Raw genomic sequence first — 21,254 nt, 5'->3', positions numbered from 1 at the left:
TCCGGCGGTCGTCGTCCGGCGTTGGACGGTGCGCCGCGGGCCGCGCCGGCGGGTCGTGACACCGGACGTGGAACGGCGGGGAACGCTGACCGGGCTGTCGCTTTCGCACACGTGGAGGAACAGTGTCAGTTTCGCGTCGTGGTCTGCTTGCCGTCGGGGGGATCGGGGCCGTTGTCGGCGCCCTCGATCCGCTTGGGTTGCTGCGTGGGGGTGCAGCGCCCGCCGCCGCGTCCACCGGGCCGGTCTACACCACCCTCGAGCGGACCGTCCGGTATCTCAACGGGGTCTACTATTCGGCGCTCGTCGCCGGGGACGGTGAGCCGCACATCGAGCGCAGGGACCTGGTGTCGCGTGGGCCGTCGACGGCGCAGCGGCCGGTGATCGCCTTCGCGCAGATGAGTGACCTGCACATCATCGACGACCAGTCGCCGCTGCGGGTCGAGTTCCTCGACCAGTATGCCGACGGTGGGGCGCCGCACTGGGCGTCGTACCCGACGGCGTCGGCCTACCGGCCGCAGGAGATGCTGTCCGCGCACATGAGTGATGCCGCGATCCGGGCGGTCGCCAAGGTCGGGAAGGGGCCGGCGACGGGCCTGCCGTTGGCGTTCACCCTCGTCACCGGCGACTCGATCGACAACTGCCAGTACAACGAGACGCGCTGGTACATCGATCTGCTGGACGGGAATCGGGTGCGGGCCGACTCCGGGTCGTTCAGCAAGGAGGAGAGCGTCTCCGGGGACGGGTTCGGGGCGATCTTCGAGTACTGGCACCCCACCATGCGGGCGTGGGAGGAGCAGCACGGGCAGCTCGACAAGTACTCGATCGGTGCGCCGCAGGGGTACTACCGGCAGTTCCCGGCAATCCAGAACCTGCTGTCCAACGCCCGGCGGGAGTTCCAGGCGCACGGCCTCGGCATGCCCTGGTACGCGGCCTACGGCAACCATGACGCCCTCGTCCAGGGCAACGCGCCCACCACCTGGCCGATCGTGGGCAGCACGCTCAAGGACATCGCGGTCGGCGACGTGAAGCGCACCTCGCTCGTCGAGGCGCTGCCCGACCGGCTCGACGACGCCAGCGTCTGGGACTTCACCGTCGTGCTCAGCGGGTTCTCCGGGCTGCGGGTCACGCCGGACCCGGACCGGCGGCTGCTGTCGCGGGCGCAGTTCATCGACGAACACTTCGACACCACCGGGCTGCCCGCGGGACACGGGTTCACCGCCGGCAGCGACCTCGCCTACTACGCGGTGCCCGCGCTGGCCGACGACGCCGTGCGGTTCATCTGCGTCGACTCGACCCGCACGACGACGGCGAGCTCGGAAGGGGCGATCGACGAGGACCAGTGGGATTGGCTGGTCGCGCAGCTCAAGGCGTGCAGCTCGCGCAACATCGTCAAGGAGGCGGTGCTCCTGCCGGTCGACGATCCGCGGCAGACGTTCCGGATCGAAACGCGACCGGATGTCGAGGACAAGTTCGTGGTGGTGTACTGCCATCACACGCTCGACACCATGACCAACGACGTCGAGGCGCCCGGCGGGGACAGCTACTACAACGGTAGCCAGCTGCGTGATCTGCTGCTGTGCTTCCCGAACGTGATCCTGATGGTCGACGGGCACACGCACCGCAACCGGATCCGGCCGCACGCCCGGCGCAGCGCCATGGGTGTGGAGGGCGGTTTCTGGGAGGTGACGACGGCGTCGCACATCGACTGGCCGATCCAGAGCCGGATCATCGAGATCACCGAGGGCGGCGGGATGCTGTCGATCTTCACGACGATGCTCGACATCGACGCGCCACTGAGCAACAACGGTGACCTCAGCACGCCCACCGCGCTGGCCGCGCTCGGCCGGGAGCTGGCCGCCAACGATCCCCAGGGCAACGTCGGGCGGGAGGGCATGGACGTCGACCGCAACGCGCAGCTGCTGGTGCCGACCCCGTTCACGAGGCCGCCGGTCTACGGCTCCCCGCTGGCCGCGGCCGCCAACAGCCGGGGCAACCTGGAACTCGTCGCGGTCAACCGGGCGGACCAGATCGTGCACGCCATGCAGAGCAGTACCGGCTGGTCGCCGTGGATGCGCTTCGACGGCGAGCTGCGGTCGGTCTCCGCCGTGCGCGCCGCGTCCCTGCGACCCCAGCTGTTCGGGATCAACCGTGTCGGGCAGTTGTTCACCCGCGCGCAGAAGAACGACGGCACGTGGACCAGCTGGGTGCGCCTCGCCAGTCCCACCGTCACCGCTGTCGCGGCCGGCTGCAACGCCGACGGGCGGCTGGAGCTCCTCGCCACCGACCCGGCCGGGCGGATCTGGCAGAGCACCCACCGCAGCCCGACGGACACCACATGGACGCCGTGGGCCAGGTTCGACGGTGAGCTGTGCCAGGTCGCCATCGCCCACACCGCGCCCGACGCCGGCCGGCGGCTCGCGCTGTTCGGCGTCAACGCCGAGGGCAAGGTGTGGCACCGGATCCAGCTCGCCTCCGGCGGCTGGAGCGGCTGGATCGACCTGAGCCTCGGCACCCCCGTGACGTCGATCGCGGCCGCCACGAACAGCGACGGACGGCTGGAGATCTTCGGCACCGACCGGGACGGCGCGATCCTGCACCGGTACCAGACTGCTCCCGACGGGACGTGGACGCCGTGGCAGTACTTCGGCGGCGCCGTCGACGCCATGAGCCACCTGGCGGCAGGGACCGGCGCGGGCGGGCTGGTGGAGGTGTTCGCGACCGAGCGCCGGCGGCTCGGCGGCACCGACCAGCTGGGGACGGTGTGGCGCCGCGCCCAGCTGGCGGCCGGTGGCTGGTCGGCGTGGGAGGCGATGCCGGAGCTGATCGCGCAGCCGGTCACCGTGCCGTTCCTCTACGAGGAGACGCTCACCGACGCCCTCGCGGCCCTGGCGGAGGCGGGACTCACCAAGGGCGCCGTCGGGCACCGGCAGGTCTCGGAGTCCGTCCTGAACGGCCGCGTCATCGCGCAGAGTCCGGCCGGTGGCCGCCAGGTCCCGGCCGGATCGGCGGTCAGCCTCACCATCGGCGAGTACGTCGCCGGCGGCGGTGCCTGAGGTCGGTGAACGCGGTGGAACGCCGTGGAACGCCCGGCCGGTATGAACAACACACGGAAACGCGCGGTCGCGGCGGTCCTCGCCCTCGCCGCGCTGCTGGCCGCGGGCGTGGCCGGGCACCAGGCGCGCGAGCGGTCCACGACGTCGGCCTTCCAGGACTGCCCGGACTGGGCGTGCGGCCAGAACCACAACCAGGTGCTGCTGTGAACCGCGGGCGTCGGTCCCGGCTCGTCGTCGGCGTCCTCGTCGCCGCGGCGTTGAGTCTCGCCACCACGACCGCCGGGCCGCGGGTCGAGGCCGCGGGCGGGCTCTACATCGGTCCTCATCCGGCCGGCCCGCCCGGCCAGGCATGATCGGGAGGGAGGCGGCAACGGCGGCCGCCGGTCGGATCCGACCGGCGGCCGCCGCGCAGCTGCTGGGGCGTTGCCGTGCGCTCAGCCGCGGCGGCGACTACGCGCGGGCCGCCGCCACCGCACGCGAGGCGGTCAACGCGCTGGAACGCGCCCGTGGGCCGGCCGCGACGGTCATGATGGCGGTGCTGTTGAACGAGCTTGGCATGTACTGCAAGTACCTGGGCCGCTTCGACGAGGCGCAACGGGCGTACGAGCGTTCGCTCGGCCTCCTCGAGCAGCTGCCCGGCCGGGACGCGGACGTCGCCTCCGGCCTGCACAACCTCGCGGGCCTGGCCCACATCCGGGGCCACCTCGACCTCGCCGTCCGGCTGGCCCGCCGGGGGATCGCGGTCCGCACCGCCGGTGCACCGCTCGACCGGCTGCGGCTGGCCGCCGACGAGGCCGCACTGGCCGCCATCCTCGTCGACCGGGGCGAGCTGCCGCAGGCCGAGCGTCTCCTCGGTGACTGCCTGGCCACCTTCCTGCAGGCACATGGGCCCGTCCACCACGACGTCGCGGTCACGCTGCACAACCTGGGCTCGCTGCGGCACCGCATGGGGGCGCACGCGGCGGCGGCGCGGACCCTGCGACGGTCGTTGACGGTGAAGCGCGCCTGCCTCGGCCGCCGGCACCCCGATCTGGCGGTGACGCTGTACAACCTGGCGCGCTGCGCCGCAGTCCTCGGCCGCGTCCAGCCGGCGGTCCGGCACCTCCGCGAGGCGGTCGCCGTCCTGCGACCGGTGGTCGCGGAGTCCCAGCCGACCCTGGTCGCCTGCCGTGCCGAACTGCGGCGGCTGACGGGCGTCAACGGGCGGGCCCGGTCCCCTCGACCCGCGCCGCGCGTGCGTGCAGCTCGGCCCGCTGCGCCGGTGCGATCGCCGCGTAGACGGTGGCACCGACCAGCGGATGCGCGAACGCGTACGTGCCGGTGGCGGCGTGCTCGACGACGTAGGCGCTCTCCGTGAGGATGCCGAGGCCCTGCAGCACTTCCTGGGCCGGCGCCGGCGACACCCGGACCAGCGCGTGCACGCCGGCCTCACCGCCCAGGACCGCCAGCGCCTGGGCGGCGACGGTGGCGGGCGGCGGGAAGTACGCCAGCTGCGTGCTGACCATCAGGGCGACGGTCGGCACGGTCTCCTCCAGCGCGGTCTGCGGATCTCCGCCGCTCGTCAGTGCCCGCTTGATGCGCCGGCCCAGCTGGTGCAGCAGGAACGGGTTGCCGCCGCTGAGCCGCTGGCAGCCGGCCATCACCGGGTGGTCACGGGGGAGACCGGTGACGGTGGCGAGCAGGGTGGTGGCCGCGTCGCCGGTGAGCGGCGACAGCCGGTGGGTGGCCGGTGCGAGGGCGGAGAGGATCTCGTCGACATGGGGCGAGTCGCGGCGCGCGGCGGCGACGAGGACGACCGGCAGCCGGTCAACCCGCGGTGCCAGGTAGGCGAGGAAGCGGGCGGAGGTCTCGTCCATCCACTGCACGTCGTCGACGACGAGGACCAGCGGACCGCGCTCGGCGCGCTCGACGATGTGCCAGTACACGCCGTACGCGTGCGGGGGCAGGTCGGCGTCGGTGAAGAGGTTGCGGACGCCGGCCCAGGGCACGTCGGCCTCGGCCGGCCAGCCGACCGAGGTCGCCACCGTGCAGCCGCGCGCCGCCGCGGTCGTCTCGGCGTAGGACAGCAGCGCCGACTTGCCGATGCCCGGCCCGCCGTCGAACACCAGGACGGTGCCGGAGCGCTGCTCGACGGCCCGCCGGACGGCGGCGTCGATCAGCTCGCGCTCCCGGTCCCGCTCCACGAGCGGCCCGGCCGGGACCGGACCGGCGACCCCCACCCTCGCCGGTAGCTCCAGTTGCGGGCTGCGGCGCAGGATCGCCGCCTCGAGCTCGCGTGACGCCTGGTCCGCGGCGCGGCCCAGGCGGTGCTGCAGCTGTTGGAAGACGGTCAGTGCCTCGTCCCGCCGGCCGCTGCGGTACAGCGCGAGCATCAGCTGGCGGTGCAGCGCCTCGTCGTGCGCATGCCGCTGCGCCGCCTGACCCAGCTCGGTCACCAGCTGGTGATGGTCGCCGGCGGCCAGCCTCGCCTCGGTCAGCGAGTGCCGCGCGGATCGCCGCAGTGCCTCCAGCCGCACCGCGTGCTCCCGGAACCAGGGCATCTCGTGCAGGTCGATGAGCGACCGGCCCCGCCACCGCGCCAGGGCGGTCCGCAACAGCTCAACGGCCCGCACGGGGTCCGGCTCCTGCGCGGCCCGGCGGATCCCGTGCTCGGCGAGCTGCGCGTCGGTCAGCTCGTCGCCGAGGTCGAGCAGGTAGCCGGCGCCGCGTGCGCGGATGGCGTCACGCAGGCCGAACTCGCGACGCAGGTACGTCAGATGGCTCTGCAGCGTGTTCGGGCGCGTCGCCGGCGCGTCGTCGGCCCACACGACCGCGATCAGGCGCCGGGTGGCCACGACGACGCCGGGCGGCAGGGCCAGGGCGGCCACGATCGCGCGCCGCCGCAGGCCGTTGACCGGCCGGGCCTGCCCGTTGACCACCACCTCGACCGGGCCGAGCAGCCGCACCCTGGGCAGGGCGGACCCGTCCGGGCTGTCCGTCACCGAATTCGGCACGGTCAATGGTAGCCCGGCCGGCGTCATCGCCCCGTGCTGGCGAGCCGGTCCAGGATCCGGTCACGGTCGCCGCCCAGGTCCTCCTCCAGCAGCCGGCGCAGGAACGCCGCCGCCTCGTCCACCGAACCCCGGTCCAGGCACACCTGGGCCGCCTGGTCCAGCACCGGCACCGCATCGACGTCACCCCAGCGCGCCGGCACCCGCACCAGATGTGACGCCGCCGCCACCACATCGTCCGTGCGTAACGCGACCCCCGCCGCCCGAGCGTGCATCGCCGCCCGCTGCGCCGGGCCGATCCCCTCGTACGCCGCCTCACCGGTCAGCGGGTGCGTGAACGAGTACCGCTGGGCCCCCTCCACCAGGTGGTTCACGTGCAGGACCGCCAACTGGTGCAACGCCTCGTCGACGCCGGTGCCGGCCGTCACCGCGATCGCCTCCACCGGAGCTGGTCCGCCCAGCACCGCCAGCGCCTGCACCACCGGCAGCGCCGCGGGCAGCTGGCGGATCTGCGCCTGCAGCAGACGGCGCAGCCCGCGCAGGCCTCGCTCGAACGCGTCGTCGGCCGGGACGTCCGCGGCGGCGTGCCGGCGCAGCTCCCGCAGCCACAACGGGTTGCCACGCGCCACCGCGCGGCAGCGGCGTGCGACCGCTTCGTCGACGCCGTGCAGCAGCGCCGCGCTGCCGCGCTCCGACAACGGCGACAGGACCCACGTGGACTGGGCGAACCCGGCGACGATCTGGTCGATCCCGGCCACCCCGGGCCGCAGCGCCGCTATCACCACCATCGGCGAGCGTTCGGCCCGGGCCGCCAGGTATGCCAGCAGCCGCGCCGAGGGCGGGTCGGCCCAGTGCAGGTCGTCCAGCGTCACCAGCAGCGGCCCGCGCGCGGCCAGGTCGACGACCAGCCGGTGCAGCGCGTCGATGAACGGGTGTTCGCCGGCGGGGTCCGCCTCGGCCAGCAGCCGGCGTGCGGTGGCCCGCTCCGCGCCGGCCAGCGGGATGGTCGTGTCCTGCGGGCTGCGCAGCAGGCACTCGAACATCTGGCGCACGCAACCCCACGCGTGGCCCGTCTCCAGCAGGCGCCCGGTGCCGGCCGCCAGGTTGAACCCGGCCTCCTCCGCCCGGGTCCGGGCGTAACGCAACAGGGTCGACTTGCCGATCCCCGCGGGTCCCTCGAAGAAGATCACCGAACCCGAATCCGACGTTGCCGCACCGGTCAGTGCCGTATCGATCACCCGCAGCTCGGTCGCCCGCTCCACCAGCACCCGGTCACTGCGGTCGACCGCCGACACGGGGCCGCCGCCGGCCGGCGGCTCCAGCGTGGCGTCGTGGCGCAGGATCGACGCCTCCAGCTCGCGCAACACCGGACCGGGGTCGACACCCAGCTGTTCCACCAGCAGCCGGCGCAGCCGGCCGTACACCGCAAGGGCGTCGCTCGGCCGGCCGCAGCGGTACAGGGCCAGCATGAGCTGGCGGTGCAGCTCCTCGTCGAGAGGATGCTGGTCGGCCAGGTGCTCCAGCTCGGCCAGCAGCGCCCGGTGCTCACCCAGCGCCAGCCGCGCGTCGGTCAACGCCCAGGCCGCATCGCGCCGGACCGCCTCGAGCCGGGCCGCCTGCTCGCCGAACCAGCTCAGGTCGTGCAGGCCCGCCAGCGCCGGCCCGCGCCACCAGCGCAGGGCCAGCCGCAGCAGGCCGGCCCGGCGAGCCGGATCCGTCTCGGCCCGGACCTGACGGACGAGGCCGTCGACCACCTCGACGTCGGTGCCGCCGACGGCGAGGTCGAGCACGTATCCCGGCGCCCGGCCCACGATCACGTCCCGCAGTGCCAGCTCGCGCCGCAGGAACGACACGTGGCTCTGCAGCGAGTTGTGCGCCTTCGCGGGCTCGTCCCCGTCCCACACCAGGTCGACGAGTGCCTCGGCCGACACGACCTCGCGGGCCTGCAGCGCCAGCGCGGCCAGCAGCGCCTGCCGGCGCAGCCCGGCGACCGGCCGCCACGCGCCGTCCACCAGCGCCTCGACCGGACCCAGCAGCCGCACCCGCACGTCGGCGATCATCCGTGCGCCGTCCTGACGCGGCTCATCAGCAGCACGAGCGCCTTGCCGCGCAGGACGTTGGCGCGGGGCGACGACGGATCGTAGCCGCCGGTCCGGCTGGCCGGTCCGGGGCGGCGCGCCTCCTCGGCGACCTCGGCGTCGGTCGCCCCGATGGCGTACCGGTGGGCGATCAGGTCGAGGGTCAGCTCGGCCCGCAGCTGGCCGGCGATGACCGCGGACAGTTCGGCGTCGGCCTCGTCCTCGGTCGCGCCCTCGGCCGTCAGGCACTCGGCCATCGACACGCCGTAGCGTCCGAGCGCGGCCGTCAGCCGGTCCTTGTGCCGGCGCAGCTCCCAGCGGACCAGCGACTCGGGTGCGGCGACGCCCGCGGCGTCCGCGGCCTGCCGCACCGCGCTGCGGCAGGCCGCGATGTGGTCGTAATCCGCGGCCCGCGCGACCAGCCGGGCCCGTATCGCGGCCCGCAGCTCGGCGAGGCCGGTGAACTCGCCGATCCGCGCGGCGAACTCGTCGCCCAGCGCCGGCGTGACCCGCCGCAGCACGGCCCGCACCGTGAGCGACACGGTGGCCGTGCGGCCCTGCTGCGGCCCGCCGACGAGCACGGTCTCGATCGTCGTGACGTCGCCCGGGCCGAGTCCCGTCACCGCTTCGTCGAGGCCGGGCAGGGCATGATCGCGACCGACCTCGTGCAGCACGTCGTGGGCCCGGCCGTGGTCGACCGCGACCTCCGCGACGGTCGCGGCCAGGTCCAGCCGCACCCAGTCGCCGCGGATCGCCGGACGGTTGAGCGGTTCGAACGTCGCCGCCTGCTGCCGCAGGTGCTCGAGGTAGTCGTCCACCTCCTGCTCGTCGAGGCCGGCGGCGGCGCCGACCGTGATCGTGTCGAGGTCGGGAAGCACCCCGTGCGGCAGGACGTCGACGTGCGCGGTCATCGTGTCCGGGAAGAACTGCGGCGGCGCCGAGGCGACCAGCCCGTGCCGGCGCAACATCGTGTCGAGCGCGTCCTGGTCCGGCGCGGCGCACACGACCTCGACCCGGCGTGGACCCAACCAGCGCATGCTGTCCATGGTTTCCTCAGCTCCTTCAGACGGTGGCCGACGCACGCGGCGTTCCGTCGTGTTCCGCGGCCAGGGGCGCGCGTCTCGGGCGGTTGCAAGTTATCTCGGCCGGTAGCAGCAGCGCATGCCTGTCCGCACGCTGCAGCGCAGGTGCTTGCCGATCACCGGGTCGGCCGCCTCGACCTGCGCGATCGCCCGCCTGATCGCCTTGCCGACCGAGATGCGGGCCCGTTCGGCGCCGTCGGCGAAGCGGCGCGAGCGTCCGCCGAGGCCGGTCGCCGCGGCGAGCTCCTCGATGAGCCAGCTCCGCTCGGCGCGGGCCTGTTCGGCCTTGCCGAGATCGTTCATCGTCTCGAATTCGTCGATGGCGGACTCGAGCTCCGTGAGCCGGACCCGGTAGGCCCGCTTGGCCTCGTCGTCGAGGACGTGCTGGGCCGACGCGAGCCGGTCGGCGCCGGCGGCCCGGGCAGCGGTGCCCGGGCCCGCGGCCAGCTCGGCCGCCGGGATCTCGAAGCCAGGGTTGGCGGTGAGGCTCGCCAGGTAGGCCATGCCCTTACCGCCCTCGACCAGGACGGCCCGGTCGCCGAGGCGCAGCTCCCAGTGCAGTCCCCGCCGGGTGCAGCGCAGCGTCGCCACCGCGCCGTGCACGGCCGCGCGCTCGCCGGCCGCCACGGCCGGCAGCGGCAAACCCAAGGCGGTGGCCTCAGCACGGGCCTGCGCGAGGTGCCGCTGCGCCGCCGCGTGGTCCCCGCCCCCGTTGCGGTACCACAGCGCCTCGGCCAGCCGGACGCGCGACAGCATCGCCGCAGGCCAGTGTTGCAGCGACTGGTTCGCGTGTACCGCGTCCTCGAACTGCGTGACCGCCCGGTCGACGTCGCCGACGGTCAGGCTGGCCACGCCCAGCGCGTGCGCTGCCGAGCCGAAGCACGTGACGCCGATGCTGGCCATGATCGGCAGCCGGTGGAACGGGTGCAGCAGGTCGTGGACGGCGGCCGCGACCCGCCGGTCGCCGAGCCGGTGCGCGGCCTCCACCACCCCGTACATCGTGGCCAGCCAGCTGCTCGTCATCGGCAGCGCCGACCAGGAAGGCCCCTCCAGCCTGGCCAGGCAGCCGCGGGCCAGGCGCTGGTCGCCCGCGGCCGCCGCGGCGACGGCGAGGGCGGCCAGGTGCGAGTTGTCGACCGCGCTGAGCGTCGGGGAGTTGACCAGCTCCCGCAGCACCGGGATCAGCTCCGGCAGCGTGCCGCGGTACCAGTGCAGGGCGATCGTGTGCGCACCCTGCCAGCCGATCACGTCGGCGTCGCCGGCATCCTTGCCCGCTTCGGCACACGACGCCGCCCGCCGCTCGGCCAGCTCGAGGTCGCCGGCGCGGATCGTCAGCATCACCTCCATCGCCTGCACGACGTAGCCGATGGCCTCGTGCGGCTTGCGGCGCAGCAGCGTCCGCAGCTCCTGCAGCGACCGCTCCGCGTGCCGGTCGCCGGCCAGGAACCGGTCGACGGTGTGCCACAGCAGGCCGATGAGGGTGTCGCCGCGCCGGGTGCTGCGCAGCCCCGTCTCGATGAGCTCCCGCACGACGGCCTCGCGCAGCTGGGCCTGGTGCGGCCCGAGCACGCAGTGGTGTGCCAGACTCAGCGCCTCGGCCAGCGCGACCGCGTCGCCGCTGCGCCGGGCCTGCTCGACGGCGGCGAAGACGCGCTCGTGGCCGCCCTCGCGATAGTCCAGCTCGGCCGCCAGCCGGGCCTGCACCCGCACGCCGAGCGGGGACGCCGGCTCGACCAGGGCCAGGGCGCGCCGCAGCCGGGCCTCGATGAGCACCGCAGTGCCGGCGCCGCGGTGCTCGTGCACCCAGAGGCCGCCGTACCCCACCGCGGCGACGGCCTGCGCCTCGTCGTCGACGTCGCGCTCCGCTCGCCGGTACGCCTGGTCGAACCACTCGCGGCTGGACTTCAGGTTGCCGTCGACGTGCAGGGTCCGCGCCCCGTTGGCGAGCAGGGACCGGGCAGTGCGGGGCGGGACCGGGACGAGCGGGGCCATGGACGCAGCCTCACCCGTCCCGCTGAACTGCCGCTGATGTGGTGCTGATGTGCGGACCAGGTCGCCGGGTCCGCGCGGTGGCCCACCGGCGTCGCGTCGTCCCTGCCACGGCGGGCCCGGCCCGGCCGGCGCCGCGGGGACCGTCACGGCGGTGCGCGCAGTCACGGCGACGTGGGCCGGTGCCGGGTCAGGGCCGCAGCCGCAGTCCGCTGTCGTACGCCGTCCAGCTGGCGGCCGTCTGTTCCCGGCGGAACAGCTTGCCGGCCGCGTCCACGGCGAACAGCTCCACGTGCCCGTCGGTGCCGCCGTCCGCGGCGACCCCGGCGTACGACCCGTCGATCCGGCTCCACGAGGACCAGCCGCCGGTCGCCAGCTGCCACCGGTGCCACACCATGCCGTCCCGGTTGGTCCCGAACAGTTCGAGGCGCTGGTCGCTGTTGCGGGCGAGCGCCACCGACCGCAGCGAGCCGTCGAACGGGCTCCACCCGGACCAGCCGCCGGCCGCCAGCTGCCAGCGGTGCGACAGGCCGCCGGCGGCGTCGATCGCGAAGACCTCGACGCGGCCGTCACCGTTGGCCTCGGCCGCGACGAACCGCGCGGTGCCGCCGAGCGAGGACCAGCCCGACCAGTCGGTCGTGGTGTTCTTCACGTTCTGCCACCGATGACGTACCGCACCGTCGAGGTACGTCGCGAACAGCTCCAGCCGACCCTGCCCGTTGCGGGCGACGGCGACCGACGTGAACGGCCCGCCGAGCGACGCCCAGCCGGACCAGTCGGCCGCCCCCGTCTGCCAACGGTGCCACAGGGTGCCCTCGCGGTTCACCCCGAACAGCTCCAGCCGCCCGTCGTCGTTGCGCTCCACCGCCACCGAGTGCAGCTCGCCGTCTAGCTGTGACCACGCCGACGAGCCGGACCGGCAGAAGATGCCGTCGGACGACGACGTCCCGCAGACCCGCAGCGCCCCGTCCAGGCCGGCGCCCGCCGCGATGGACGATCCGCTCGCCGGCCCGGGCCCGAGCAGCGTGGCCAGGGTCTCCTCCGCGATCGGCGCGCTGGACAGTTCGAGCGCACGGTCCCTGGCGTGCGAGAAGTCGAACGGCGGCAGCGGATCGGCACGAGTGAGCATCGCCCAGGTCACGTCGTAGCCGACCCTGCCGTTGAACGCGGTGCACGCCAGCTGGACCTCGACCGGCCGTCCCGGCAGCGCGTCCCCCCACAGCGGGCTCGCCAGACAGTTGGGCTCGAGCCGCTCGACGGCCCGCCGGTTGGCCGCGACCAGCTCGTCGCGCAGCAGCGCCGGGCCGAACCCGACGTTCGCCCGCGCGAACAGCGCGACGGGCCCGAGCGCGTTGAGGGCATAGCTCATCACGTCCACGGCCGCCCGGTTGTCGACCACGTTGATGTACGCGCGGGCCCTCGCGACACACTCGGTGGCGTCCGTCGCGAAGTCCTGCGCGCTGTCCACGCTGAGCGACTCGATGTCGGCGAACGTGACGAGCGCCGTCCTGGCACAGGTCTCGACATCCGCCGCGGCGACCTCACCGACCTCGTCGAGCACGCCGTCGATCTGTTCGCTCACCTCAGCGATCGCCGACTGCAGCTCGTCGACCGCCCGCTGCAGGGTCATCTCGTTGCCGAAGAACTTCTGATACACGTCGTATGCGGTCTTGACGTGCCCCGCGTACTTGCCGTATTCCTCCAGCTCGTCGCCAGGACCCGCGGACGCCGGCTGGGCGCCGGGCCCGGCCACCGCCAGGGCGGCCAGCCCCGCCAGCAGGGCCCGCCCTGCTCTGCTTCGCAGTGTTGAAGAGTTCACGTCCGCCTGGCGTTCCACCCGGTTCCGCCGCGGTGGGCGCAGCCGGGGCTGCTGTACCCTCGGGACATCGTGCGGGGTACGCAGGCGGGCACCGCTGCGAACCGGCAGCGGCCGCGGGGCCCACGCCCGCGAACCGGTCCGTGGCAGTGCGTTCCCACCGTCGACGACGCGAGGAGCCGCTGGAATCATGCACCCTGGGGAGCCACACGACGCCAGTGTGTCGGGCCGGCTGAACTGGCTGCGCGCGGGTGTGCTGGGCGCCAACGACGGCATCGTGTCGACCGCCGGCCTGGTCGTCGGTGTGGCCGGCGCGACGACCTCCACCGGGCCGATCCTCACGGCGGGTGTCGCCGGGCTGGTGGCGGGTGCGGTGTCCATGGCGTTGGGCGAGTACGTGTCGGTCAGCAGCCAGCGCGACACCGAGCGTGCGCTGCTGGACAAGGAGCGCGGCGAGCTGGCCGCCTCCCCCGAGCGGGAGTTCGAGGAGCTCGTCTCGCTCTACGCGGCCAAAGGACTCAGCGAGGCCACCGCCCGCCAGGTGGCGCGGGAGCTGACCGACAAGGACGCCTTCGCGGCGCACGCCGACGTCGAGTTGCGCCTGGACCCCGACGACCTGACGAATCCGTGGCACGCGGCGGTCGCGTCCGCGACGGCCTTCACGATCGGGTCACTGCTGCCGCTGGCGGCGATCCTGCTGCCACCGGCCGGGATCCGGGTCGCTGTCACCTTCGGTGTGGTCGTCGCCGCGCTCGCCGCGACCGGGTACCTGAGCGCCCGGCTCGGCGGCGCCCGGCCCGCCCGCGCGGTCCTGCGGCTGGTCCTGGGCGGCGCGGCCGGCATGGCCGTCACCTACGGCGTCGGGGCACTGGTCGGCACCGCCGTCGGATGAGCCGCTCGACGGCGCCGCGGGCACCGGTCGCGGGGACCGGTGCCCGCGGGCGGTCACGCGCTGCGGCTCAGCTCCAGCACCGGGATGGTGCGGATCCCGGCGGTCTTCTCCGCGTACTCGGCGAACCCCGGGTACCGGCGGGCCTGCTCCGCGTACAGCGTGTCGCGCTCGTCGCCGGTCACGTCCCGCACGGTCACCGCGTAGGTCTCGGTGCCGCGCTCGACGCTGCCGGTGCCGGCGGCGGTCAGGTTGTAGTACCAGTCGGGGTTCTCCGGTGCGCCGCCCTTGGAGGCGAAGACGTAAATGACGTCGTCGTTCGTCTCGTGCGGCAGGTACATCATCGGCGCGACGGTCTCGCGGCCGGTCCTGCGGCCGCGGTGGTGGACCAGCACCAGGGGTGCCCCCTCGAAGGGGCCGCCGACCCTGCCCTCGTTCGCCCGGAACTCCTCGATGATCTTCTGGTTCCAGTCGCTCACCCGTGCACCTCGTCCTTCTCGTCGCGGATCTTCTTCCCTGATCATGATTGTCCATGCCGGCGGGTTCCACCCGGCGAACGGGACAGCGCGATCAGGTACCGAACGCGTGACGCTGGAAACATGTTTGAAACGAGCACGTTCACCGGGTGAAACGCGCGGCCGCGACGCTGCATGCCACGCGATCAACGGCGATCACGGACCACACGCGGAAAGGGGAGGGTCCGGGATGCCGGAGGGGTTCAGCGCGGGTGACACCGCCTGGCTGCTGGTGAGCGCGGCGCTGGTGCTGCTGATGGTGCCGGGCCTGGCACTGTTCTACGGCGGCATGGTGCGCATCAAGAGCGCGCTCAACATGCTGATGATGTCGTTCGCGTGTCTCGCGGTGGTCACCGTCGTGTGGGTGCTCGCCGGGTACACCCTGGCGTTCGGCAAGGACACCGCCGGTGGTCTCATCGGCTCGCTCGAGCACGTCGGGATGGCCGGCATCGGGGCCCGTGACCTCACCGGGTCGGTGCCGACGATGGCGTTCGCGACGTTTCAGCTGATGTTCGCCATCATCACCGCGGCCCTGCTGAGCGGGGCGATCGCGGACCGGGCCAAGTTCGGTGCGTGGGTGGGTTTCGTGGCGGTCTGGGTGCTGCTCGTGTACGTGCCGATCGCGCACTGGGTGTTCGGCGGCGGATGGATCGCCACCCACCTGCGCGTCCTGGACCTGGCCGGCGGCACCGTCGTGGAGGTCAACTCCGGTGCGTCGGCGCTCGCCCTGGCCCTGGTGCTCGGGCCGCGGCTCGGGTTCCGCACCGAGGCGATGCGACCGCACAGCCTGCCGCTGGTGATCCTCGGCGCCGGGCTGCTGTGGTTCGGCTGGTTCGGGTTCAACGCCGGGTCGGCACTGACCACCGGTGGGGTCGCCGCGACCGCGTTTCTCAACACGCAGGTCGCCGGGGCGGCCGCGGTCGGCGGCTGGCTGATCGTCGAGCGGTGGCGCGACGGGCATCCGACCACCCTCGGCGCGGCGTCCGGGGCGGTCGCCGGCCTGGTCGCGATCACCCCGTCGTGCGGGTCGGTCAACCCGCTCGGCGCGCTCGCGATCGGTCTCGTCGCCGGGGTGGCCTGCTGCTACGCCGTCGGCCTCAAGTACAAGCTCGGCTACGACGACTCGCTCGACGTCGTCGGCGTGCACGGCGTCGGCGGGCTCATCGGCATGCTGCTCATCGGTGTCCTGGCCACCGCCGCGGTCACCGGCGGCGAGCGCGGTCTCGCGTTCGGCGGCGGGCCGGACCTGCTGGGCCGGCAGGCGCTCGCGGTGCTCGTCGTCGCGGTGTACGCGTTCGCCGTCACCTGGCTGGTCGCGAAGGCCGTCGACCGGACCGTCGGCTTCCGGGTCCCCCCGGAGCACGAGCGTGGCGGCCTGGACCTCGCCATCCACGCCGAGAGCGCGTACGAGCAGCACACCACGACCGCCGGGCGGGTCAGCCACCTGGCGTAGGCGTGCGGGGGGCACCGGCGCGGCGGATACTGCTGCGATGCGGACTGTCGTGGTGACCGGGGCGAGCTCCGGGGTCGGGCTGGCGGCGGCGGAGCAGTTCGCCGCCCAGGGCGACCAGGTGGTCGTCGTCGGGCGCGACGAGGCGCGCCTGGACGCGGCGGTCGCGCGGGTGCGGGCCGCCGGCGGCGGGCGGGAGCCGGGCCGGTTCCGGGCCGACTTCGAGCGCCTCGCCGACGTGCGTGACCTCGCCGGGTGGCTGCTGGACGGATACCCGGCGATCGACGTGCTGGCCAACAACGCCGGCGGCATGGTCGGCGAGTACCGGCGCACGGTCGACGGGTTCGAGGCGACGATGCAGAGCAACCACCTGGCGCCGTTCCTGCTGACCACCCTGCTGCGGGAGCGGCTCGCCGGGGCGCGGCTGGTCGCCACCGCGTCGCGGGTGCACACGCAGGGCCGGCCGGACCCGGGCGACTTCACCGGCGGCCCCGACGGGTTCCGGTGGGGGCGGGCGTACGGGGCGGCGAAGTCCGCGAACATCCTGTTCGCCGCGGAGGCCGCCCGCCGCTGGCCGGACGTGACGAGCGTGTCGTTCCACCCGGGCGTGGTGCGCACGAACTTCGGTGAGGGACCCGTCCGGCTCGTGTACCGGTTCGCGCCGTTCCTCACCACCCCGGAGAAGGCCGGGGCGCTGCTGGTCTGGCTGGCCACGACGCCGGCCACCGCAGCGGTCGGCGGGCTGACCAACGGCGGCTACTACGTCGGGCACAAGGTGACCACGCCGGCGCCGCACGCCGCGGACCCGGCCGCGGCGGCTACCCTGTGGGACGCGAGCGCCGCCGCCGTCGGCGGGTGACGCCCGCACCAGCACCGCGAGGAGCACCGCATGGATCCGGACGAACTGGCCCGCCGTTGTGCCAGGGCGCTGTGGGACCGGGACGTGGCGAGCCGGGCGATGGGGATGCGCCTGCGGGACGTGGCCGCCGGCCGGGCGACCCTCGCCATGGCGGTCCGCGACGACATGGCCAACGGGCACGGGCTGTGCCACGGCGGGCACATCGCGACGCTCGCGGACAGCGCGTTCGCCGTCGCCTGCAACACCTACGACGAGGTGACCGTCGCCGCCGGGTTCGACATCACGTTCGTGGCCCCGGCCCGGCCCGGTGACGAGCTCGTCGCCACCGCGACCGAGCGGGTCCGGCACGGGCGCAGCGGCCTGTACGACGTGACGGTGCGGGCCGCCGACGGCACCGTCGTCGCCGAGTTCCGCGGCCGCAGCCGTCGCCTCGGGCAGCCGATCCTGACCCCGGCCGAAGCGGAGAGGAGCGTGTCGTGCGAGAGCTGAGCCCCCGCCCCGGCGACCTGGAGCCGATCGAGACCGCGTCCGTCGACGAGCTGCGCGCCCTGCAGCTGCGCCGGCTGCGGTGGACACTGCGGCACGCGTACGACAACGTGCCGCTGTACCGGCGCAAGTTCGACGAGGCCGGCGTGCACCCCGACGACTGCCGCTCCCTCGAGGATCTGGCGCGGTTCCCGTACACGACGAAACAGGACCTGCGCGACAGCTACCCCTTCGGCATGTTCGCCGTGCCGAGGGAGCGCGTCGCCCGCATCCACGCCTCCAGCGGCACGACCGGCCAGCCGACCGTCGTCGGGTACACGTCTGCCGACGTCGACATGTGGTCCGACGTGATGGCCCGGTCGATCCGGGCGGCCGGCGGGCGGCCCGGGGACCGGGTGCACGTCGCCTACGGCTACGGCCTGTTCACCGGCGGGCTCGGCGCGCACTACGGCGCGGAGCGGCTCGGCTGCACCGTCATCCCGGTGTCCGGCGGCATGACCGAGCGGCAGGTGCGGCTGATCGTCGACTTCGAACCCGACGTCATCATGGTCACCCCGTCGTACATGCTGACGATCCTCGACGAGCTGGACCGCCAGGGCGTCGACCCGCGGCGGCTGAGCCTCAAGGTCGGCATCTTCGGCGCCGAGCCGTGGACCGAGGACATGCGCCGGGAGGTGGAGCAGCGCCTCGACATGCACGCCGTGGACATCTACGGGCTGTCAGAGGTGATCGGGCCCGGGGTCGCGCAGGAGTGCGTCGAGACGAAGGACGGCCTGCACGTCTGGGAGGACCACTTCTACCCGGAGATCGTCGACCCGGTGTTCGACCACGTGCTGCCCGACGGCGAGCGCGGCGAGCTGGTGTTCACGTCGCTGACGAAGGAGGCGCTGCCGATCATCCGGTACCGCACCCGCGACCTGAGCCGGCTGCTGCCCGGCACGGCCCGCACGATGCGCCGGATGGAGAAGGTCACCGGCCGCTCCGACGACATGATGATCCTGCGCGGCGTCAACGTGTTCCCCACCCAGATCGAGGAGCTGATCCTGCGGGTGCCGGGCCTCGCCCCGCACTATCTGTGCGTCATCGACCGGCCCGGCCGCCTCGACGAGCTGACCGTCCGCGTGGAGGCCCGCGCCGACCCGGTCGACGAGACGCTCGCCGGTCAGCTCGCCGCGCTGGTGAAACACAACGTCGGGGTGACGGTGCGGGTGGAGGTGCTGCCGCCGGGCGGCCTGGAGCGCTCGATCGGCAAGGCGAAACGCATCCAGGACAACCGCCCGCGCGGCTGAGCGGCTCAGCCCTTGACGGCCAGGCCGTGCATGGCGATCGCCACGACGGCGTTGACGACGTCGGTGCGCGACGAGGGCCGCACACCCGGCCGGTACCACTCGGTGATCGAGTTGACCATGCCGAACATGAGCCGGGTCGCCAGCCGCGGGTCGACGTCGGGGCGGATCTCGCCGGCCTCGGCGGCGGCCCGGACCATCGCGGCGACCTGCGTGTCGAGGTCGCGGCGGCGGCGCAGCGCCTCGCGCTCGACCTTCGTGTTGCCGCGTACCCGCAGCAGCAGCGTCACGTACGGCAGCTCGGCGAGCAGCACCTCGGCGGTGCGGCGCACGACGTGCTCGAGCCGGTCGGCGGCCGCGCCGTGCCGGGCGGCGGGCTCGGCGAGGACGGCGGCGAGCGCGTCGAGCGCCCGGCCGACGCCGAGGCCGAGCAGCTCCTCCTTGCCGCTGAAGTGGTGGTAGAACGACGACTTGTTCAGCCCGGTCGCGCGGGCGAGGTCCTCCATGGAGGTGGCCTCGTACCCGCGCTCGTTGAACACCTCGACGACCCGCTCGAGCAGCTCGTCGCGGCGGTACCGGGGCGGCCGGCCGCGGCCGGGTCGCTGGTCGGCGCCCTGCTCGGCGCCCGTCTCCGCCCGGCCGGTGGTCGTCACTGCCCGGCCGCGCGCTTGGCGACCAGGGTCAGCACGTCGTAGCGGGCGACGGACTCGCCGTCCTGGCGGGTGATGTCGGCGTCCCAGCGCACCTCGCCGTAGCCGGTCGACTCCCGCGGCGTGACCTGCTTGCAGGTCAGGGTCACGGTGAGCTCGTCGTCGAACTTGACCGGGGTGAGGAAGCGCAGGTTGTCCACGCCGAAGTTGGCCAGGACCGGGCCCGGGTCGGGGTCGACGAACAGGCCCGCGGCGAGGCTCACGACCAGGTAGCCGTGCGCGACGCGCGCACCGAACAGCGGGTTGGCGGCGGCGGCGTCGGCGTCCATGTGGGCGTAGAACGTGTCGCCGGTGAACTCGGCGAAGTGCTCCACGTCCTGCTGGGTGACCCGGCGCGGCCCGGCGACGATCGTGTCGCCGGGGCGCAGCTCCTCGAGGTGCTTGCGGAACGGGTGCACGTCGCCGTGGTGCCGCTCGGCGCCGGTGACCCAGCGGCCGGTGACCGCGGCGAGCGTGTCGGGGTCGCCCTGGACGGCGGTGCGCTGCATGTGGTGCAGGACGCCGCGGATGCCGCCCATCTCCTCGCCGCCGCCGGCGCGGCCGGGCCCGCCGTGCACCAGGGCCGGCAGGGGAGCGCCGTGGCCGGTGGACTCGGCGGCGTCGCGGGCGTTGAGGACCAGCAGCCGGCCGTGCCACGGCGCGGCACCGAGCACGACGTCGCGGGCGAAGCCGGTGTCGGCGGTGACGATCGACCCGGCGAGGCTGCCCTGGCCGCGGGCGGCGTAGTCGATGAGCTGGGCGGTGCTGTCGTACGGCAGGATCGTGGCGACGGGACCGAACGCCTCGACGTCGTGCGGTTCGGCCCGGTCGGGGTCGCCGACGAGCAGGATCGGGGAGATGAACGCGCCGCGGTCCGGGTCGGCGTCGACGACGTCGACCTTCTCCGGGTCGCCGTAGGTGATGCGGCCCGCCCGGGCGAGCGCGGCGACGCTGCGGCGGACCTCGTCGCGCTGGTCGAGGCTGGCCAGGGCGCCCATGCGCACGTCGGCGGCGGCCGGGTTGCCGATGACGGTGGCGGCGAGCCGGGCCGAGACGGCCTGCACGACGGCGTCGACGTGGGCGGCGGGGACGAACGCGCGCCGGATCGCGGTGCACTTCTGGCCGGCCTTCACCGTCATCTCGGTGACCAGGCCCTTGACGAACAGGTCGAACTCGGCGGTGCCGGGGACCGCGTCGGGTCCGAGCGCCGACAGGTTCAGCGAGTCGGCCTCGGCGGTGAACCGCACCGCGTGGCGCACCAGCGCCGGGTTCGCCCGCAGCGTCTGCGCGGTGGACGCCGAGCCGGTGAACGACACCAGGTCCTGGCCGGTGAGGTGCTCGAACGTGTCGCCGAGGCTGCCCGCGACGAACTGCAGGGCGCCGGGCGGCAGGATGCCGGACTCGACGATGAGCTCGACGAGCTCGGCGGTGAGGAACGCGGTCGGGGTGGCCGGCTTGACCAGGCTCGGCACGCCGGCGAGGAACGCCGGGGCGAACTTCTCCAGCGGCCCCCACACCGGGAAGTTGAACGCGTTGACCTGCACCGCGACGCCGTGCAGCGGGACGCAGACGTGCTGGCCGAGGAACGTGCCGCCGCGGCCGAGCGGCTCGACGGCGCCGTCGACGTACACGGTGTCGTTGGGCAGCTCGCGCTTGGCCTTGCTGGCGTAGGCGAGCAGCACGCCGATGCCGCCGTCGACGTCGAACTTGGAGTCCCCGGGCGTGGCGCCGGTCCTGGCCGACACCGCGTAGAGGCGCTGGCGGTGCTCCCGCAGGTGCTGGCCGAGGGCCTTGAGCAGGGCGGCGCGCTGGTGGAAGGTGAGCTCGCGCAGCGCCGGCCCGCCGGTGCGGCGGCCGTGGTCGAGGGCGGCGGCGAAGTCGACGCCGGCCGACGAGACCCGGGCGATCTCCTCGCCGGTCACCGCGTCGTGGACCGGCCGCCCGTCGTCGGTCGCGGTCTGCCACGCCCCGCCGACGTGGTTACGGATCATGGGTGTGGGCATGATGCTCTCCTCGCCGGCGCGGCGCCGATTTAACGAACGTTCGGTTGAATAATTAGTCCGCCGGGCGGC

The 21,254-nt window shown here is 74.0% G+C and carries 16 protein-coding genes and 1 pseudogene; 9 read left to right on the top strand and 8 right to left on the bottom strand.

Annotated features, from left to right (window positions below):
* Nucleotides 1-197 precede the first annotated feature (197 nt).
* From OP18_RS53930 to OP18_RS61390, 4 genes are read left to right on the top strand one after another with little or no spacing between them, the layout of a single operon-like run.
* Nucleotides 198-3,053 (top strand): TIGR03767 family metallophosphoesterase, encoded by a 2,856-nt coding sequence (locus OP18_RS53930; RefSeq protein WP_052388230.1) that lies wholly within the window; start codon nucleotides 198-200, stop codon nucleotides 3,051-3,053.
* A gap of 42 nt (nucleotides 3,054-3,095) precedes the next feature.
* Nucleotides 3,096-3,260, top strand: coding sequence for a hypothetical protein (locus tag OP18_RS58190; RefSeq protein ID WP_156090201.1), 165 nt, complete (start codon nucleotides 3,096-3,098; stop codon nucleotides 3,258-3,260).
* Nucleotides 3,257-3,406 (top strand): hypothetical protein, encoded by a 150-nt coding sequence (locus OP18_RS58185; RefSeq protein ID WP_156090200.1) that lies wholly within the window; start codon nucleotides 3,257-3,259, stop codon nucleotides 3,404-3,406. The genes OP18_RS58190 and OP18_RS58185 overlap by 4 nt, the downstream gene beginning before the upstream one ends.
* Nucleotides 3,403-4,410 carry a tetratricopeptide repeat protein gene (locus OP18_RS61390; RefSeq protein WP_081971620.1) on the top strand — a complete coding sequence of 336 codons (1,008 nt, stop codon included), beginning with the start codon at nucleotides 3,403-3,405 and terminating at the stop codon, nucleotides 4,408-4,410. The genes OP18_RS58185 and OP18_RS61390 overlap by 4 nt, the downstream gene beginning before the upstream one ends.
* Before the next feature lie 907 nt (nucleotides 4,411-5,317).
* On the opposite strand, the pseudogene OP18_RS62760 reads toward OP18_RS61390, so the two are convergent.
* From OP18_RS62760 to OP18_RS58180, 5 genes and pseudogenes are all read right to left on the bottom strand, one after another.
* Nucleotides 5,318-6,073, bottom strand: a pseudogene (locus OP18_RS62760) (AfsR/SARP family transcriptional regulator); the annotation flags it as partial.
* Nucleotides 6,070-8,103, bottom strand: coding sequence for an ATP-binding protein (locus tag OP18_RS62180; RefSeq protein ID WP_033365267.1), 2,034 nt, complete (start codon nucleotides 8,101-8,103; stop codon nucleotides 6,070-6,072). The gene OP18_RS62180 and the pseudogene OP18_RS62760, both read right to left, overlap by 4 nt.
* A complete protein-coding gene (locus tag OP18_RS43820; protein ID WP_052388229.1) occupies nucleotides 8,100-9,167 on the bottom strand; it encodes a trigger factor in 1,068 nt (355 codons plus the stop codon). Before OP18_RS43820 ends, OP18_RS62180 begins: the two co-directional genes overlap by 4 nt.
* A 90-nt stretch (nucleotides 9,168-9,257) precedes the next feature.
* Nucleotides 9,258-11,195 (bottom strand): hypothetical protein, encoded by a 1,938-nt coding sequence (locus tag OP18_RS43815; RefSeq protein ID WP_033365265.1) that lies wholly within the window; start codon nucleotides 11,193-11,195, stop codon nucleotides 9,258-9,260.
* Between the two features lie 187 nt (nucleotides 11,196-11,382).
* Nucleotides 11,383-13,011, bottom strand: a complete 1,629-nt coding sequence (locus tag OP18_RS58180; protein ID WP_156090198.1) for a PLL family lectin — start codon at nucleotides 13,009-13,011, stop codon at nucleotides 11,383-11,385.
* Between the two features lie 187 nt (nucleotides 13,012-13,198).
* Between OP18_RS58180 and OP18_RS43805 the strand changes: the two genes are divergently transcribed.
* Complete coding sequence (locus OP18_RS43805; protein ID WP_052388227.1) at nucleotides 13,199-13,900, top strand: VIT1/CCC1 transporter family protein; 702 nt, start codon at nucleotides 13,199-13,201, stop codon at nucleotides 13,898-13,900.
* A 53-nt stretch (nucleotides 13,901-13,953) separates the two neighbouring features.
* Here the strand turns inward: OP18_RS43805 and OP18_RS43800 are convergent, their stop codons facing one another.
* Nucleotides 13,954-14,376: a nitroreductase family deazaflavin-dependent oxidoreductase gene (locus tag OP18_RS43800; RefSeq protein ID WP_033365263.1), complete on the bottom strand. Its 423-nt coding sequence runs from the start codon at nucleotides 14,374-14,376 to the stop codon at nucleotides 13,954-13,956.
* A 226-nt stretch (nucleotides 14,377-14,602) separates the two neighbouring features.
* Between OP18_RS43800 and OP18_RS43795 the strand changes: the two genes are divergently transcribed.
* The 4 genes from OP18_RS43795 to paaK are packed head-to-tail and all read left to right on the top strand — an operon-like array spanning nucleotide 14,603 to nucleotide 18,496.
* On the top strand, nucleotides 14,603-15,865 hold the full coding sequence (locus OP18_RS43795; protein WP_033365261.1) for an ammonium transporter: 1,263 nt from the start codon (nucleotides 14,603-14,605) through the stop codon (nucleotides 15,863-15,865).
* Between the two features lie 37 nt (nucleotides 15,866-15,902).
* Nucleotides 15,903-16,721 (top strand): SDR family NAD(P)-dependent oxidoreductase, encoded by an 819-nt coding sequence (locus tag OP18_RS43790; RefSeq protein WP_033365259.1) that lies wholly within the window; start codon nucleotides 15,903-15,905, stop codon nucleotides 16,719-16,721.
* A gap of 30 nt (nucleotides 16,722-16,751) precedes the next feature.
* Nucleotides 16,752-17,210, top strand: coding sequence for a hydroxyphenylacetyl-CoA thioesterase PaaI (gene paaI, locus OP18_RS43785; protein ID WP_033365257.1), 459 nt, complete (start codon nucleotides 16,752-16,754; stop codon nucleotides 17,208-17,210).
* Nucleotides 17,198-18,496, top strand: a complete 1,299-nt coding sequence (gene paaK / locus OP18_RS43780; RefSeq protein WP_033365255.1) for a phenylacetate--CoA ligase PaaK — start codon at nucleotides 17,198-17,200, stop codon at nucleotides 18,494-18,496. The genes paaI and paaK overlap by 13 nt, the downstream gene beginning before the upstream one ends.
* Nucleotides 18,497-18,501: 5 nt before the next feature.
* Here the strand turns inward: paaK and OP18_RS43775 are convergent, their stop codons facing one another.
* Together OP18_RS43775 and paaZ are read right to left on the bottom strand one after the other, a co-directional pair.
* Complete coding sequence (locus tag OP18_RS43775; RefSeq protein WP_081971618.1) at nucleotides 18,502-19,146, bottom strand: TetR/AcrR family transcriptional regulator; 645 nt, start codon at nucleotides 19,144-19,146, stop codon at nucleotides 18,502-18,504.
* On the bottom strand, nucleotides 19,143-21,185 hold the full coding sequence (gene paaZ / locus OP18_RS43770) for a phenylacetic acid degradation bifunctional protein PaaZ (RefSeq protein WP_245635744.1): 2,043 nt from the start codon (nucleotides 21,183-21,185) through the stop codon (nucleotides 19,143-19,145). The genes OP18_RS43775 and paaZ overlap by 4 nt, the downstream gene beginning before the upstream one ends.
* Nucleotides 21,186-21,254: the final 69 nt, after the last annotated feature.

Source organism: Dactylosporangium aurantiacum (assembly GCF_000716715.1).
In the GTDB taxonomy this organism is placed as follows: Bacteria; Actinomycetota; Actinomycetes; order Mycobacteriales; family Micromonosporaceae; genus Dactylosporangium; species Dactylosporangium aurantiacum.
This window is presented reverse-complemented; position numbering and strand designations above follow the sequence as displayed.

Excerpts from the sequence above, each read along its gene's own strand:
- OP18_RS58190 (WP_156090201.1), top strand. The coding sequence starts at position 3,096 with ATGAACAACACACGGAAACGCGCGGTCGCGGCGGTCCTCGCCCTCGCC.
- OP18_RS61390 (WP_081971620.1), top strand. The coding sequence starts at position 3,403 with ATGATCGGGAGGGAGGCGGCAACGGCGGCCGCCGGTCGGATCCGACCG.
- OP18_RS62180 (WP_033365267.1), bottom strand. The coding sequence starts at position 8,103 with ATGATCGCCGACGTGCGGGTGCGGCTGCTGGGTCCGGTCGAGGCGCTG.
- OP18_RS43820 (WP_052388229.1), bottom strand. The coding sequence starts at position 9,167 with ATGGACAGCATGCGCTGGTTGGGTCCACGCCGGGTCGAGGTCGTGTGC.
- OP18_RS43815 (WP_033365265.1), bottom strand. The coding sequence starts at position 11,195 with ATGGCCCCGCTCGTCCCGGTCCCGCCCCGCACTGCCCGGTCCCTGCTC.
- OP18_RS43805 (WP_052388227.1), top strand. The coding sequence starts at position 13,199 with ATGCACCCTGGGGAGCCACACGACGCCAGTGTGTCGGGCCGGCTGAAC.
- OP18_RS43795 (WP_033365261.1), top strand. The coding sequence starts at position 14,603 with ATGCCGGAGGGGTTCAGCGCGGGTGACACCGCCTGGCTGCTGGTGAGC.
- OP18_RS43790 (WP_033365259.1), top strand. The coding sequence starts at position 15,903 with ATGCGGACTGTCGTGGTGACCGGGGCGAGCTCCGGGGTCGGGCTGGCG.
- paaI (WP_033365257.1), top strand. The coding sequence starts at position 16,752 with ATGGATCCGGACGAACTGGCCCGCCGTTGTGCCAGGGCGCTGTGGGAC.
- paaZ (WP_245635744.1), bottom strand. The coding sequence starts at position 21,185 with ATGCCCACACCCATGATCCGTAACCACGTCGGCGGGGCGTGGCAGACC.